Source organism: Kitasatospora sp. NPDC059408 (assembly GCF_042751525.1).
Classification (GTDB): Bacteria; Actinomycetota; Actinomycetes; order Streptomycetales; family Streptomycetaceae; genus Kitasatospora.
This window is the reverse complement of the sequence record NZ_JBHYWI010000069.1, coordinates 12,096-26,544: the sequence shown is the minus strand read 5'-3', so window position 1 is coordinate 26,544 and position 14,449 is coordinate 12,096. Positions and strand designations below refer to the sequence as shown.

General features: G+C 74.0%; 12 protein-coding genes and 1 pseudogene. 4 read left to right on the top strand and 9 right to left on the bottom strand.

Annotated elements, in window-relative coordinates:
- Positions 1-53: 53 nt before the first annotated feature.
- Positions 54-980, top strand: a complete 927-nt coding sequence (locus ACFXDE_RS33470) for a pentapeptide repeat-containing protein (protein ID WP_380498279.1) — start codon at positions 54-56, stop codon at positions 978-980.
- Here the strand turns inward: ACFXDE_RS33470 and ACFXDE_RS33465 are convergent.
- Positions 977-1,486, bottom strand: a complete 510-nt coding sequence (locus ACFXDE_RS33465) for a DUF4240 domain-containing protein (RefSeq protein WP_380498278.1) — start codon at positions 1,484-1,486, stop codon at positions 977-979. The genes ACFXDE_RS33470 and ACFXDE_RS33465 overlap by 4 nt on opposite strands.
- Positions 1,487-1,628: 142 nt before the next feature.
- Between ACFXDE_RS33465 and ACFXDE_RS33460 the strand changes: the two genes are divergently transcribed.
- The gene (locus ACFXDE_RS33460; RefSeq protein ID WP_380498277.1) at positions 1,629-3,683 is read left to right on the top strand and encodes a HelD family protein; all 2,055 of its coding nucleotides are present in this window, start codon (positions 1,629-1,631) and stop codon (positions 3,681-3,683) included.
- Here the strand turns inward: ACFXDE_RS33460 and ACFXDE_RS33455 are convergent.
- Positions 3,680-4,336, bottom strand: a complete 657-nt coding sequence (locus tag ACFXDE_RS33455) for a TetR/AcrR family transcriptional regulator (protein ID WP_380498276.1) — start codon at positions 4,334-4,336, stop codon at positions 3,680-3,682. The genes ACFXDE_RS33460 and ACFXDE_RS33455 overlap by 4 nt on opposite strands.
- 439 nt (positions 4,337-4,775) lie before the next feature.
- The gene (locus ACFXDE_RS33450) at positions 4,776-5,675 is read right to left on the bottom strand and encodes an aminoglycoside phosphotransferase family protein (RefSeq protein WP_380498275.1); all 900 of its coding nucleotides are present in this window, start codon (positions 5,673-5,675) and stop codon (positions 4,776-4,778) included.
- Between the two features lie 93 nt (positions 5,676-5,768).
- On the opposite strand from ACFXDE_RS33450, the gene ACFXDE_RS33445 reads away from it, so the two are divergent.
- Positions 5,769-6,404 (top strand): hypothetical protein, encoded by a 636-nt coding sequence (locus ACFXDE_RS33445; protein ID WP_380498274.1) that lies wholly within the window; start codon positions 5,769-5,771, stop codon positions 6,402-6,404.
- Positions 6,405-6,430: 26 nt separating this feature from the next.
- On the opposite strand, the gene ACFXDE_RS33440 is transcribed toward ACFXDE_RS33445, so the two are convergent.
- Entirely contained in the window at positions 6,431-6,838 is a 408-nt protein-coding gene (locus ACFXDE_RS33440; protein WP_380443469.1) for a PPOX class F420-dependent oxidoreductase, read from the bottom strand.
- 167 nt (positions 6,839-7,005) lie between these two features.
- Between ACFXDE_RS33440 and ACFXDE_RS33435 the strand changes: the two genes are divergently transcribed.
- Positions 7,006-9,504 (top strand): Tex family protein, encoded by a 2,499-nt coding sequence (locus tag ACFXDE_RS33435; RefSeq protein WP_380443467.1) that lies wholly within the window; start codon positions 7,006-7,008, stop codon positions 9,502-9,504.
- Between the two features lie 128 nt (positions 9,505-9,632).
- On the opposite strand, the gene ACFXDE_RS33430 is transcribed toward ACFXDE_RS33435, so the two are convergent.
- From ACFXDE_RS33430 to ACFXDE_RS33410, 5 genes and pseudogenes are all read right to left on the bottom strand, one after another.
- On the bottom strand, positions 9,633-10,076 hold the full coding sequence (locus tag ACFXDE_RS33430; protein ID WP_380498273.1) for an SHOCT domain-containing protein: 444 nt from the start codon (positions 10,074-10,076) through the stop codon (positions 9,633-9,635).
- A gap of 98 nt (positions 10,077-10,174) precedes the next feature.
- Positions 10,175-10,765, bottom strand: coding sequence for an NUDIX domain-containing protein (locus ACFXDE_RS33425; RefSeq protein ID WP_380498272.1), 591 nt, complete (start codon positions 10,763-10,765; stop codon positions 10,175-10,177).
- Positions 10,762-11,922, bottom strand: a complete 1,161-nt coding sequence (locus ACFXDE_RS33420; RefSeq protein ID WP_380437538.1) for a type III polyketide synthase — start codon at positions 11,920-11,922, stop codon at positions 10,762-10,764. Before ACFXDE_RS33420 ends, ACFXDE_RS33425 begins: the two co-directional genes overlap by 4 nt.
- A gap of 125 nt (positions 11,923-12,047) precedes the next feature.
- On the bottom strand, positions 12,048-13,253 hold the full coding sequence (locus tag ACFXDE_RS33415) for a cytochrome P450 (protein ID WP_380498271.1): 1,206 nt from the start codon (positions 13,251-13,253) through the stop codon (positions 12,048-12,050).
- A 188-nt stretch (positions 13,254-13,441) separates the two neighbouring features.
- Positions 13,442-13,558 (bottom strand): annotated as a pseudogene (locus ACFXDE_RS33410) (LuxR C-terminal-related transcriptional regulator); the annotation flags it as partial.
- Positions 13,559-14,449 lie beyond the last annotated feature (891 nt).

Here is a 14,449-nt window from a genome sequence, read left to right as displayed (position 1 = left end):
ATTGAGAGGTGCGTGTTGCGCGAAGCGGCTGCCGAGCGCAGCGAGGTGGGCGCATGAGCGAGCTCAGTGAGGTGGGCGGCAACGGCGGATCGCTGCCGGTCGAACTCCGGTCCGACTGCACCAGCTGCTTCGGGCTCTGCTGCGTCGCCCTCCCGTTCGCCGCGGGCGCCGACTTCGCGGTCGACAAGGCCGCCGGCACCCCGTGCCGCAACCTCCAGACCGACTTCACCTGCGGGATCCACGCGCGCCTGCGCGACACCGGTTTCCAGGGCTGCACCGTCTACGACTGCTTCGGCGCCGGCCAGCGCGTCTCGCAGGTCACGTACGGCGGGCGCAGCTGGCGGGAGGAGCCGGCGAGCGCGCGGGAGATGTTCGACGTCTTCCCGGTCGTGCGGCAGATGCACGAGCTCATGGCGTACCTCGGCGAGGCGCTCGGCTTCGACGCCGCCCGCGCCGTCCACCCCGAGCTGCGGGAGGCACTGGAGGCCACCGACCGGCTCGCCGGCGGCACTCCGCAGGAGGTCCTCGCCGTCGACGTGAACGCGCACCGGCAGCGCGTCAGCGAACTGCTGCTGCGGGCGAGCGAGCACGTCCGCGCCGCCGTCCCGCGCCGCCGCGAGCACCGCGGCGCCGACCTCTTCGGCGCCCGGCTGCGCGGCGCCGACCTGCGCGGCGCGAACCTCCGCGGGGCGCTGCTGGTCGCCGCCGACCTGGGCGGGGCCGACCTGCGGCTCGCCGACCTGATCGGCGCCGACCTGCGCGACGCCAACCTGGCGGGCGCCGACCTCACCGAGGCCCTCTTCCTCACCCAGGCCCAGCTCAATGCCGCCCGCGGCGACGCGACCACCCGCCTCCCCACCGGCCTGACCCGCCCGGCCCACTGGCCCGACACGGCCCCGGCGGAGGCCGCCCGGCAGGGTGCCCCGCGCAAGCCGCGCAGCGGCGGCCGGGCCGGTGGCGGCCGCCCGCGTCGGCGCTAGCTTCGGAGGTCCGGCCAGCCCTCGGCGTTGGAGCACGACTCGTAGTCGTAGCGGGTCGGGAAGTCCCACTCCTCGCCGGTGGCCGCCTCGTACGCCTCCTCGTGGACGTACAGCAGCTCCTCCGCCTGGAGCGCGGTGTACGGCGCGAACCGCTCGGGGTGGCCGAAGACTCCCTCGTAGACCTCTCGCCCGGCCGTCACCACGGCGGCGCGGGTGTAGAGGAAGTGGTCGTCGGTCTGCCAGTCGTGCGGCGCCTCGGCGTCCTGGACCGGCAGCCGCCCGAACTCCGCGCGGTCCAAGCGGTACAGCGCCTCGGCCAGCCGCTCCCCGAAGCCGGTGATCTCCTCGACCGGCCCGAGCGCGAGCCGCTGCGCAAGGCCCTCGCACGCCTCCTCCAGGTGGTCGCACCTCTCCAGGACGGCCGGCCCGCCCAGCGTGCCGACCAGCTCCCAGAACCGGTCCCAGGTCATGACCGGCAGTTCGTCGTGCGCGTTCTCGTTCCGCATGCGACCCACCTTGTCGCATGCCACTGACACGCGATTCCCTCACAGTGCAACCGGGGCATGATTCTTACCCGAGTAGATTCTTTACCGAGTTCAGTTATGCTGGTGGTCCAGTGTGCGGGAACGACGGTCGGGAGGTCGCGGCATGGTGGCGGGAATCGACGGCGAGCTGGCGCGGGAGCGGGCCCACGTCGCCCGGTGCCGGGAGGCGCTCGCGCGGCAGGTGGACGACGCCGGGTACCAGGTGATCGCGGGCGAGGACGTGTCCGGCGACGGCGCGAGCGCCGAAGCGCTCGGCCGCTACCTGCGCACCCGGGCCCGGCGGATGGCGGACCTGCCGGACAGCCTGGCGTTCTTCGGCCGGCTGGACTTCGGCGACACCCCCGAGGCCGGTGAGCACCGGCGGCAGCGCTACTACGTGGGCCGCCGCCGGATCTCCGAGGACCCGACCGTGCCGCCCCTGGTGGTCGACTGGCGGGCCCCGGTCTCCCGGGTCTTCTACCAGGCCGGCCCGCACGACCCGCTCGGCCTGGCCGGGCGCCGCCGGTTCGGCTGGGCGCCGACGAGCCCCGGGGCGCCGGAGGACCTGACCGGCCTGGAGGACGAGCGGCTCGGCGGGCCGCCCGCCGATGCCCCCGGCGGCATCCTGGCCGCGGAGATCGAGCGCCCCCGGACCGGGCCGATGCGGGACATCGTCGCAACCATCCAGCCCGAGCAGGACGCACTGGTGCGCGGCGGGCTGGCCGAGTCGGTGTGCGTGCAGGGTGCGCCCGGCAGCGGCAAGACCGCCGTCGGCCTGCACCGCGCCGCGTACCTGCTCTACACCCACCCGCAGCGCATCCGGCGCTCGGGCCTGCTGGTGATCGGGCCCAACCGGGCGTTCCTGCGCTACATCGCCGAAGTCCTGCCCGCGCTCGGCGAGATCGACGTCGCCCAGTGCACCGCGGAGGACCTGGTCGCCACCCACCCGGTGCGCGGCGAGGACGACTCGCGCGCCGCGGCCGTCAAGCAGGACGCCCGGATGGCCGCCGTCCTGGAGCGCGCCCTGTACGCCAGGGTCCGGGCGGCGGGCGCCGAGCCGGTGGTCGTCACGGAGGGCTCGTACCGCTGGCGGATCCCGGGGGAGGCGCTGGAATCGATGGTCGCGGAGGTGCGCGGGCAGGGCGTGCCGTACGCGATCGGGCGCGAGCACCTGCGCACCCGGGTGGTGGCGGCGCTGCGGGACCGGGCCGAGCGGCGCACGGGCGTCCGCAGCGGGACGTGGGAGGCGCGGATCGGGCGCTGTCGTCCGGTGAAGGAGTTCCTGGACGCGGCGTGGCCGGCCGTCCGCCCGGAGCTCGTGGTGGCCGAACTGCTCGGCGATCCGGTGGTGTTGGCGGCGGCCGCGGCGGGCCTGCTGGACGCGGACGAGCAGGCGGCGATCCGGTGGCGGCGCCCGCCGCGTTCGGAGCGGAGTGCGGCCTGGTCGGTGCAGGACCTGTTCCTGCTGGACGAGGTCGCGGGCCTGATCGAGCGGCCGGACGGGTTCGGGCACGTCGTCGTCGACGAGGCGCAGGACCTCTCGCCCATGCAGTGCAGGGCGATCGCCCGGCGCAGCGGCTTCGGCTCGCTCACCGTGCTCGGCGACCTCGCGCAGTCCACCACGCCCGGGGCGGCGCGGAGTTGGCCCGAGCAGCTGGCCCACCTCGGCAAGCCGCGGGCGGCGGTGGTGCCGCTGACGACGGGATTCCGCGTTCCGGCGGCGGTGATGGAACTCGCCAACCGGGTCCTGGGTGCGCTCGGCGTGGACGTGCCGCCGGCGGTTTCGCTGCGGGCGGGTGGAGAAGTGACTGTCCGTCACGTGGGTGACGTGGAAGAGGAAGTGGCCGACATCGTCCGCGAGGCGCTCGGTCGCGAGGGCTCGGTGGCAGTGATCGCGGCGGATGCCGCAGTGGCACGGACGGCGGAGGCGCTGGCGGCGGCCGGGCTGCCGGCGGCGACCGCGGACGGGGTCGGCGGGGCGGCCCGGCTCACCGTACTGCCGGCCTCGCTGGCCAAGGGACTCGAGTACGACCACGTGATCGTCCTGGAGCCCGCCGCGATCGTCGACGCCGAACCGCGCGGCCTGCACCGCCTCTACGTGGCGCTCACCCGGGCCGTCTCCCGCCTCGACGTGCTGCACGCCCGCCCGCTGCCGGAGGCCATGCGGGCGGGCGGTTAGCGGGTCGGGCGCCCGGGGCCGGCGGCCCGGGCCCAGCCGTGTTCCAGGAGTTCGAAGGCGCGGTCGGCGTCGCCGACGGCCTCGAAGTGGAGCTCGTCGGCGCTCTGGCCGTCCACGGCGATGCGGTGGTGGTTGTGCTCGGCGAGGACGCGCCGGGTCGCGGTGAGCTGGGCGGCCAGGAGCCGGGCCGAGAGCACGCGGGGCGGGGTGGCGTCCGAGTCCTCGCGCAGGGCCTCGGCCAGGGACTCCTCGGCCCGCGCGAGGTACTGGGCGCCGCGGGCCACCAGGCCCGGGGTCGAGCGGACGAGCCGGTTGAACGCCAGCACGGCGGGGTGGTCGTTGAGTCCGGTGATCGGGTCGCGCCGGTCCAGCCCGGCCACGAAGTCCCGGTGCAGCGCACCGATCGCCGTCTCGCCCGGAGCCCGGCCGCGGACCACGTCGGCGGCCTGGTCCTGGTGGTCGGCGAAGCGGTGGACGACCAGGTCCTCCTTGGACGGGAAGTAGCTGAACAGCGTCGGCTTCGACACCTCGGCCGCCGCGGCCACGTCGGCCACCGACACCCGGTCGAACCCGTGCTCCAGGAACAGTGCGATCGCCGCCTCCGAGATCGCCCGCCGCGTCCGTTCCTTCTTCAGCTCCCGCAGTCCGCTCATGCGCCCACCTCGCTGCGCTCGGCGGTCGCTTCGCGGAACACGCACCTCTTGACTGTTCGCTCGCATCGCTCGCTCATGCCAACCAGGCTAGCAGCCAAGCTTGACCGGGGAAGGTTTCTGACCCGGTCTGGAGTGTCAGGAGCTCTGGGACTCCAGGATCCGGCGCGCGGACTCGACTTCCACCGCTGGCGCCGGGTCTCGATCCGCCGGGCGCCGGCGATGTTGTGCAGGGGGTAGGCGTCCGCGTCCACCCACAGCACGCGCTTGCCGACTCTGACCTGGATGACGTCCCTGAACAGCGCCACGGTGCGCTCCCCCCTACGGCAGGCAGGCGCCAACTCCGCTTTCCGTAAAGCGGGTTGGCGGCAGCACGCCATGGCAACGGCGTCCTGTGCGGGCAGTAGGAGCGACAGAACCGCTACCGCGTGGAGGGGCCGGATCAGGCGGTGCGGTCGGCGAGGACCTCGCGGACGACGTGGCGGGCGGCGGCGGTCAGGGTGGGGTTGGTGTGCCGGTAGTACGGGATCGCGATGAGGGCGATGGACAGGGCCCAGGCGCGGGCGCGGGCCCACATGGCGTCGTCGGCGCCGAGGGCGGTGCGGAAGGTGCCGCGGGCCTGGGCGGGCAGGACGGTCCACGCGGCGATGACGTCGACGGTCGGGTCGCCGACGCCCATCAGGCCGAAGTCGATGACCGCGCCGAGCCCTCCGGCGGGGGCGAGCAGGAGGTTGCCGGGGGAGAGGTCGCCGTGCATCCAGGTGGCCGGGCCGGTGTGGTCGGGCAGGCGCAGGGCCTTGTCCCACAGGGCCGTCGCGCTCGCGGTGTCGATCGTGCCGGTGAGCCGGGCGAGCGCCGCGCGGGTCGCGCCGTCACGGGCGGCGAGCGGGACCCCGCGGGCCGCGGGCGGTCCGCCGGCCGGGTCGGCGGATCTCAGGCCGGTGATGAACGCGGCCAGGTCGCGGGCGAGTCGGAGCGGTGCGGCGAGGGCGCCGACGGCCGGGTTCACGCCGTCGAGCCAGCGGACCACCGACCACTCCCACGGGTAGCCGGCGGCGGGCCGGCCGAGGGCTATCGGCGCGGGGATCGGCTGCGGCAGGTGCGGGGCGAGCCGCGGCAGCCAGTACTGTTCGCGGCCGACGCCGTCGGCGGCCCAGCCGACCCGGGGGAGGCGGACGGCGAGGTCCGGGCCGAGCCGGAACATCGCGTTGTCCGTCCCGGCGGAGACGACCGGGCGGATGGGCAGGCCGGCCCACTGCGGGAACTGGGCGGAGAGCAGCCGCCGCACCAGGGCTGTGGTGATGTCCGGTTCGTCGGGGTGCATCCTGACGGCAGCGCACATGCCCGGCAGCGTACAGCGCGGCCCGTGCGGCCAGCAGCCGGATCATCGAACTGCTGTGACAAATTCGGATCATCAGATCACTACGCTGGCGCGATGATCACCACACGGGGGCAGACGGACGGCCGGCCCGCCCGGCCTACGGGCAGACGCAGCATCGAGTGGACGGCTTTCGAGCGCTGGGCGTTCCGGGCCGCGTTCGCCGTCCTGGCCGTCCTGCTGCTCCTGGGCGTGACCGGGCACTACAACAGCCGCTCGGGCGGCTACCTCGTGCTGCAGCAGTGGTTCGACCGGCCGTTGCTGCTCTGGACCCTGGCGATCCCGGCCCTGTTCGTCGCGGTGCTCAACGTTCCTTGGTGGATGTGGCTGCGGATCCTGCTCACCACCGCCGTCACACTGCTGGCGGCCGGGACGATGATGCTCTGGCTCTTCCTCGCGACCTCCACGGTCGTGAAGGGCACCCAGGAGGCGCCGGGCCGCACCGACCGGAAGATCGTGCAGGAGGAGACGGGCTGGGCGCTCGACTCCACCACGGCGTACTACGTCGACGAGGGGACCGGGCTGACCACCCGCCGGTGGCTGGTCCTCGCCCAGGGCCCCCACGACCCGTACGACCGCGCCGTCCGCTGGTCGGGCCCGGACCGGATCCAGGTCGACACCGACACCGGGACCGTCACGATCGACCTCGCCGCCGACGGCCGGCCGAGCCGGGAGCTCCACCTCGACGGCTGACGTGCGCCGGCCGCCGCCGGCCGGCCTCAGCCGAGCGTCACCCGCACCCCGACCGTGCCGCCCCGGCCGAACCGGACCACGTTGGCCGCCAGCGCGACCGCGCACAGCGGGCCGTACTTGCGGCGCAGCAGCTTCCGGTACGCGGGCGCCCGGGCGGCGTCGAGCACGGCGGTGGCCGGGACCTGCTCGCCGAGCAGGGTGCCGCGGATGTCGCACGGCCCGACCAGGACGTCGGTGCGCCGGCGCAGCCGCTTGACCTTGCCGGTGCGGGTGACGGTGGTGAAGACGAGCGCGTCGCCGTCCCGGGCGACCCACACCGGCGTCGGCACGCCGGTGCCGTCCCGCCGGAAGGTCGTGAACAGCAGGTACTTGGCGGAGGCGAGCCGGTCGAGCCGCGCGGCACGCCCCGCCTCCAGCGAAGGGGAGGTGTCCATGCCCGCCACCGTAGGGGCGCGCAACGGAGCACCGCTCAAGCCCGGTTGGGGCCGGGCGGCGCACCCGCCACGCCCGGCCGCCCCGGGTGCGGCCGGGAGCCGTCCGCGGCACCTGCCAGAATGCAGGGCGTACGGCGAACGCACTGAAGGAGAAGGTGACCGGCTTCGTGACCACGCCAGTCGATGAGCAGTCCCGGCGGGCCCAGCGGGCGATCGAGCGGAAGATCGCCGAGGAACTGGGCGTGCGCGACGGGCAGGTGACGGCCGCCGTCGACCTGCTCGACGGCGGCGCGACCGTCCCGTTCGTCGCCCGATACCGCAAGGAGGCCACCGGCTCCCTCGACGACGCGCAGCTGCGCACGCTGGAGGAGCGGCTGCGCTACCTGCGCGAACTGGAGGAGCGCCGCACCGCCGTCCTGGAGTCGATCGAGGCCCAGGGCAAGCTGGACGACGCGCTGCGCGCGCAGGTCCTCGCGGCCGACTCCAAGGCCCGCCTGGAGGACATCTACCTGCCGTTCAAGCCGAAGCGGCGCACCAAGGCGCAGATCGCCCGCGAGGCCGGCCTGGAGCCGCTCGCCGACACCCTGCTCGCCGACCCCTCCCAGGACCCGGCCGCGCTGGCCGCCGGCTACCTCAACGAGGCCGTGGCGGACGGGAGCGCGGCCCTGGAGGGCGCCCGCGCGATCCTGGTCGAGCGCTTCGGCGAGGACGCCGACCTGGTCGGCTCGCTGCGCGAGCGGATGTGGACCCGCGGCCGGCTGGTCGCCCGGGTGCGGGACGGCAAGGAGCAGGACGGCGCCAAGTTCGCCGACTACTTCGACTTCGCCGAGCCCTACACCAGGCTCCCCTCGCACCGCATCCTCGCGATGCTGCGCGGCGAGAAGGAGGAGGTGCTCGACCTCGAACTGTCCCCGCTGGACGGCGACGAGACCGGCGACACCAGGGGCGACCTGCCCGGCGCGGCCGACTACGAGCAGCGCATCGCCGCCCGCTTCGGCATCGCCGACCACGGCCGCCCGGCCGACAAGTGGCTCGGCGACACCGTCCGCTGGGCCTGGCGCACCCGCGTCCTGGTGCGGCTCGGCATCGACCTGCGGTCCCGGCTGCGCGCCGAGGCCGAGGAGGAGGCGGTGCGGGTGTTCGCGGCGAACCTCCGCGACCTCCTGCTCGCCGCCCCGGCCGGCACCCGCGCCACCATGGGCCTGGACCCGGGCTTCCGCACCGGCGTGAAGGTCGCCGTCGTGGACGCCACCGGCAAGGTCGTGGCGCACGACACGATCTACCCGCACCAGCCCGCCAACAAGTGGGACGCCTCGCTGGCCACCCTGGCGGCGCTGGCGAAGAAGCACGGCGTGGACCTGATCGCGATCGGCAACGGCACCGCCTCCCGCGAGACCGACAAGCTCGCCGAGGACCTGCTGGGGCGCCACCCCGAACTGGGGCTCACCAAGGCGATGGTGAGCGAGGCCGGCGCCTCGGTGTACTCGGCCTCCGCGTTCGCCTCGCAGGAGCTGCCCGAGCTGGACGTGTCCATCCGCGGCGCGGTCTCCATCGCCCGCCGCCTCCAGGACCCGCTCGCCGAACTCGTGAAGATCGACCCCAAGTCGATCGGCGTCGGCCAGTACCAGCACGACCTGAGCGAAGTGAAGCTCTCGCGCTCGCTGGACGCCGTCGTCGAGGACTGCGTGAACGCCGTCGGCGTGGACGTCAACACCGCCTCCGCGCCGCTGCTGACCCGCGTCTCCGGCATCACCGGCACGCTCGCCGACAACATCGTGGCCCACCGCGACGCCAACGGGCCGTTCCGCACCCGCAGGCAGCTCAAGGACGTCGCCCGGCTCGGCCCGAAGGCGTTCGAGCAGTGCGCGGGCTTCCTGCGCATCCCCGGCGGCGACGACCCGCTGGACGCCTCCAGCGTGCACCCCGAGGCCTACCCGGTGGTGCGCCGCATCCTCGCCGCGACCGGCGGCGAGCTGCGCGAGCTGATCGGCAACGGCGAGCGGCTGCGCGCGCTGCGCCCGGCGGACTTCGCCGACGACACCTTCGGCATCCCGACCGTCACCGACATCCTCGGCGAGCTGGACAAGCCGGGCCGCGACCCGCGCCCGGCGTTCCGCACCGCCGTATTCAAGGAGGGCGTCGACAAGATCGGCGACCTGGAGGTCGGCATGGTGCTGGAGGGCGTGGTCACCAACGTCGCCGCGTTCGGCGCCTTCGTGGACGTGGGCGTCCACCAGGACGGCCTGGTGCACGTCTCCGCGCTGTCGAGGAACTTCGTGAAGGACCCGCGCGAGGTGGTCAAGCCGGGCGACATCGTGAAGGTCCGGGTCACTTCGGTGGACGTCCCGCGCAAGCGGATCGGACTGACGCTGCGGCTGGACGACGAGCCCGGCCGCGGCGGGGATCGGGGTGGGGATCGGGGTGGCGAGCGCGGCCGAGGCGGCGGCGACCGGCAGGCCCGCCCGCCGCGCCAGGACCGTCGCGGGGACGAGCGCCGCGACGACCGCCGCGGTCAGGACCGGCGCGGCCAGGGCGGCCAGGGCGGCTCCGGCGGCAGCACCCCGCCGGCGAACAGCGCCATGGCGGACGCGCTGCGCCGGGCGGGCCTGACCGGCGGCTCGGGCGGTCAGGGCGGGCGCGACGACCGTCGCTCCGGGCGGCGCTGAGCGGTACCCGGCACCCAGGGCCCGGAACGCAGCACGCAGTACGCAGAACACGGAACGGCCGGGGTCGGCGGGCACATCGCCCGCCGGCCCCGGCCGTTCCGCCGTTTCCGCTCACGCCGGTCACACGCTCACACCAGGAGCTTGTCCTTGGCCCGCTGGTACTCCTCGGCGGAGATGAGGCCCTTGTCCTTCAGGTCCGCCAGCGTCGCCAGGTCGTCGACGTGGCTGCGCCCGGCGCCGTCCCCCGTGGCCCCGGAGGTCCCGGCCGCGTCCCGGATGTACGCCTGGACGGCTGCCTCGGCCTGCTGTGCCTGGGCGACGTCCCGTTTCCCCATGCCCTCGCCGCGCGCGATCAGGTAGGCGAGCACGCCGATCAGCGGCAGGATGATCACCAGGACCAGCCAGCCGGCCTTGCCCCAGCCGCTCAGGTCGTGGCTGCGGAAGATGTCCGTGATGATCTTGAACAGCAGGAAGAACCAGAGCACCCAGAGGAACAGCTCCAGCATCGTCCAGAAGATGTTGAGCACCGGGTAGTCCACGGCCAGCGAGGCGGCCAACGAAGAGGTGTCCATGGCCGAGTCATATCATCGCAAAACGGACGGTGCGCACTGCTGCTGGGCCGTTCCGGTGATCTTCGCCCGGGGTGGGAATACCGCTGCGGGACGCGGTCTCAGCCGAGCCCCGCCCGCCGCCGCAGCTCCACCGCGAGCCCGATCAGCTCGCCCCACCAGGCCTCGTGCGAGTCCACCAGGAGCCGCTGCGCCTCGGCCGCCGGCAGTGCGCGGACCTCGACGACCTGCTCGCCGTCCGAGGGGTTGGTCGGCGCGGAGTCCAGCGCGACCTCCGCCCAGCCCCACAGCCACGCCTTCTCCGGGTGCGGCTGCCAGGGCCGGTAGGGCGTCGGGTCGTCCGTGCGGCAGCGGTGCGCGCCGAGCCAGGCGGGCTCGCCGAGCAGCCGGGCGCCCGCCTCCTCCCTGAGCTCGCGCCGCAGGCAGTCGGCGACGGTCTCGTCCTGTTCGCGCGTGCCGCCGGGCAGGAACCAGTGGTCCCGGTCGTCCCGGCAGAGCACCACGCCGCCGTCCGCGAAGCCCACCAGGTGGATGTTGGTCACCAGGCCGTCCGGCGGCAGCTCGGTCGAGAACTGCGCGTCGTACCTCCCCCAGGCCCAGTACTGCGGCGCGTGCAACGCGGGGAAGAGCGCGGCGAGTTCGGCGGCTCTGGCGGAGGGGGCGGTGTCGGTGCGGTCCGTGGTATCGGTCATTCGGTGATCGTAGTGCCGGCCGGGAAACGGCGGGGGACACCGGGGTGGACGCGAGAGAGGTCGGCGGTGGCGATGGCGCGCGGCCGCCGGGGCTGCGCGACGCCGCGCGGCGCGGACACCCAACTCCCCAGCGAGATCTCGGCGGTGATGCCGGGCCCGAAGCCGGCGATCAGCCCGTGGGTGCCGTCGGCCGCGCCGCCGTCGGCGAACAGCCGGGCGAGGGCGTCGAAGACGACGGCGCTCGCGATGTTGCCGCGCTCGGTCAGCGTGGCCCGGCTGTAACGGAACATCGCCGGTTCGAGGTTGAGGAAGTGGCACAGGTCGTCGAGGATGCGCGGGCCCCCGGCGTGGACGATGTAGAAGCCGAGCCCCGACACGTCCCAGCCGTGCTCGCCGGCCAGGCCGCGCAGGGCGGGTGCGAGCATCTCCATCGTGCCGGGCACGCGCCGGTCGAGCTGGAAGTGGAAGCCGGTGTCCCTGACCCCGTAGGAGATCCAGTTCTCGGTGTCCGGGACGAGGTGCGAGCCGTTGCGCTCGACCGACACCCCGGTGCCGCCGTGCCCGCGCATCACCACGGCGGCGACGGCGTCCCCGAAGAGGCCGTTGGAGAGAAGCGAGCCGACGCCGAGGTCGGTCGGCTGGTAGCACAGCGAGCAGAACTCGCAGGCGACGATGAGCACGTTGGCGCCCGGGTAGGCGCGGCAGAAGTCGTGCGCGCGGTTGACGGCGGCGCCGCCGGCCGCGCAGCCGAGCTGGGCGATCGGCATCTGGCGGGTGTCCGGGCGCAGGCCCATCGTGTTGATGAGCCAGGCGGTCATCGACGGCATCATGAAGCCGGTGCACGACACGTAGATCAGGAGGTCGATGTCCTGGGCGCCCAACTGGGCGTTGCGCAGGGCCGCTTCGACCACCTCGGGGACGCGGCGCTTGGCCTCCCGCTCGTAGACGGCGTTGCGGGCGGTGAAGCCGGGGTGGCGCAGGGTCTGCTCGATGGGCTGGACCAGGTGCCGGGTCCGCACGCCGGTGTTCTCGATCAGCCGTAGCGCGAGGCCGAGTTGGGGGTGGCCGGCGTGCATCGCGCGGGCCAGGTCGAGGGTCTCGTCGAGGGTGATGACGTGCTCGGGCACGGCGATGGCGGGGCGGCAGAGTGTTGCCATGGGTACGCGGTCTCCCCTGGGTGGCCCGTGGGTGGGCCGACGGGCGGCCGGGCCCGGCGCGCGGGGCGGCCGGTGCCCGGTGGTGGTGGCGGTGGACGGACGGGCGCGCGCGGTGGCGCGGCGGGTCACCAGGCGAGCGGCAGGACCCGCGGGTAGCGCCAGATGGAGCCCGTCCGCCAGTCGAGCTCGGCCGGCGGCACGGCCAGGCGCAGCCCGGGGAACCGCCGCAGCAGCGTGCCGATGGCGACCTGGAGCTCCATCCGGGCCAGGTGGGCGCCGAGGCAGTGGTGCTGGCCGTACCCGAAGGTCATGTGGGTGGGCGCGCCGCGGTCGAGGTCGAGCTCGTCGGGCCGCTCGTAGAACGCCGGGTCGCGGTTGGCGGCCAGGTAGGAGACGTGCACCGGCTCGCCGGCCCGGACGAGCACCCCGCCCAGTTCGACGTCCTCGGTGGCGACCCGGGCGATGCCGACGCCCTGGCGGAACGGGATGAAGCGCAGCAGCTCCTCCAGGGCGCGGGGCAGGAGGTCGGGCTGGGCGCGGAGCTTGGCGAGCTGCTCGGGGTGGGTGAGCAGGGTGTAGGTGATGTTGCTGAGCTGGTAGGTGCTGGTGTCGTGGCCGGTGACCAGGAGCACCATCGCCATGACGGCGAGCTCGTCGTCGTCCAGCAGTTCGTCGCCGTCGCGGGCGGTGGCGAGGGCACTGATCAGGTCCTCGCCGGGGGCGCGGCGGCGGGCGCCGGTCAGCTCGGTGAAGTAGGCGCGCAGCGCGGCCTTGGCGCGCTCCTGGCCCTCGCGGCCGTCCGGGCTCATGGCCATCATCGCGACGGCGTGGCCGCGCAGTTCGGCGCGGTCCTGCTCGGGGATGTCGAGCATCTCGCAGATGGTGGTGAGCGGGAGCCGGGAGGAGAGGAAGTGCACGAGGTCGGCGGGGGCGCCGTGTTCGGCCATCTCGTCGAGGTACCCGTCGACGATCCGCTGGGTGTGCGCCCGCATCCGCTCGACCTGGCGGTTGGTGAAGCCCTGGGCGACGAGGCGGCGCAGCCGGTTGTGGGCGGGCGGGTCCATCAGGTTGATCGCCTCGGCCTGGGCGATCGGGGCGGGCGTCATGCGGGGGAGGTCCCGCCCGATGCCGGCGGCGCGGCTGAAGCGGCGGTCGGTGGTGACGGTCCGGACGTCCTCGTAGCGGGTGGCCAGCCAGGCCTCGCCCTCGCCGTGCGGCAGCCGGATCCGGGCGACCGGGGCCTCGGTGAGCAGCCGCTTGAGGAGGGGGTCGAACTCCAGGCCTTCGGTGTGGTTGAAGGGGCAGTCCCACACGGGGGCGGAGGTAGTCACGGGCCGATCCAAAGGCTGAGGGTGATGCCGCCCGGAGGGGGATGACCCGTCCGGGCGCGGACATGCAGATGTTCCCCCATGGGCTGGCAAAAATGTGGTGGAGGAGGCCAGTTACCTCGAACGAGTTAGATAGATGATTTTCGTGCGAATCACGGGAGTTGAGCGCGACGGTTCGCAACCCGGCCCGCTCACCGCCCCCTTGGGGTGACCAGGCCGGTCTCGTACGCGAGGACCACGGCCTGGGCCCGGTCGCGCAGGTCGAGTTTGGCGAAGATCCGGGCCACGTGCGTCTTCACCGTCGATTTGCGAGCGGACCACGGCCAAACAGGCGCGCAGTCGCGTCCGGGAACTGCTCGACGAACTCGGCGCCACCCACCGCAAGGACACCTACCGTTCTTAGCGTTGTCGGCCGGTGTTGGCCGAACTGCCGCGTGCCGGGCCGGTGATTGCCCGGTGACCTCGCGAACGGTCTTCGAGGTCGGGGAACAGCGCGAGTTGGTCACCGTGGCGCGGTCGAGTCTTGTCGCCCCGGTGGGGTGTGCTCGCTGTCCTGGGTGGGCTCGCGGTCCCGCGCGCTCTCGGGGCGGATGCGGCCTGGCCGGTAGCTCTCCCGACACGATCCTCCGGTCGTGTGCGGGGCACACCTGGCCGACGCCGGATCCGGTGTCCGAGGGCGCGTCGTGCGATGGCCACCGCGGCACCGTGGTGCCGGGTGACGGTGCGGGGGGCGGTCTGGTGCTGGAGCGGGGCCCTCCAGTACTTCTCGCCCCAGCGGGAGGTGTAGGCGGGGTCCACGGCGATCACGACGAGACCGGCGTGGAAGGCCATGCCGCGCAGGCGCTCGCGGAAGCGGGCGGTGGGGATGCCCGCGACCGTCCTACGGAACTTCCGGCCGTGCAGTCCTCGGCCCATCGTCTCGCGGCCGGTGGCGCGGGCGTCGTCGAAGCCCAGGTTCTCGATCGCGATCCCGGCGCAGTGGTGTTCGCGGGCGATCCGGATCAGCTCGGTGATCGCGGCGCGCAGCCGGCCGTCGCGCAGGCTTGCCGGTCCGGTGAGGTCGAGTCGCACGGTGACCGGCTCGCCGGTCGGGTTGCCGTGCGGGTCGAGGGCGCAGGCGGCCAGGTGGTCGGCGTTCAGGTCGACTCCCAGGAGGCGTTGCCCGGACGCCCGGATGTCGTTCGGAGTCGGGAGAGCGG

Coding starts and splice junctions, on each gene's coding strand:
- ACFXDE_RS33430 (WP_380498273.1), bottom strand. CDS start 10,076: ATGGACACCTCTTCGTTGGCCGCCTCGCTGGCCGTGGACTACCCGGTG.
- ACFXDE_RS33450 (WP_380498275.1), bottom strand. CDS start 5,675: ATGTGCGCTGCCGTCAGGATGCACCCCGACGAACCGGACATCACCACA.
- ACFXDE_RS33440 (WP_380443469.1), bottom strand. CDS start 6,838: ATGGACACCTCCCCTTCGCTGGAGGCGGGGCGTGCCGCGCGGCTCGAC.
- ACFXDE_RS33425 (WP_380498272.1), bottom strand. CDS start 10,765: ATGACCGATACCACGGACCGCACCGACACCGCCCCCTCCGCCAGAGCC.
- ACFXDE_RS33420 (WP_380437538.1), bottom strand. CDS start 11,922: ATGGCAACACTCTGCCGCCCCGCCATCGCCGTGCCCGAGCACGTCATC.
- ACFXDE_RS33460 (WP_380498277.1), top strand. CDS start 1,629: ATGGTGGCGGGAATCGACGGCGAGCTGGCGCGGGAGCGGGCCCACGTC.
- ACFXDE_RS33465 (WP_380498278.1), bottom strand. CDS start 1,486: ATGCGGAACGAGAACGCGCACGACGAACTGCCGGTCATGACCTGGGAC.
- ACFXDE_RS33455 (WP_380498276.1), bottom strand. CDS start 4,336: ATGAGCGGACTGCGGGAGCTGAAGAAGGAACGGACGCGGCGGGCGATC.
- ACFXDE_RS33470 (WP_380498279.1), top strand. CDS start 54: ATGAGCGAGCTCAGTGAGGTGGGCGGCAACGGCGGATCGCTGCCGGTC.
- ACFXDE_RS33445 (WP_380498274.1), top strand. CDS start 5,769: ATGATCACCACACGGGGGCAGACGGACGGCCGGCCCGCCCGGCCTACG.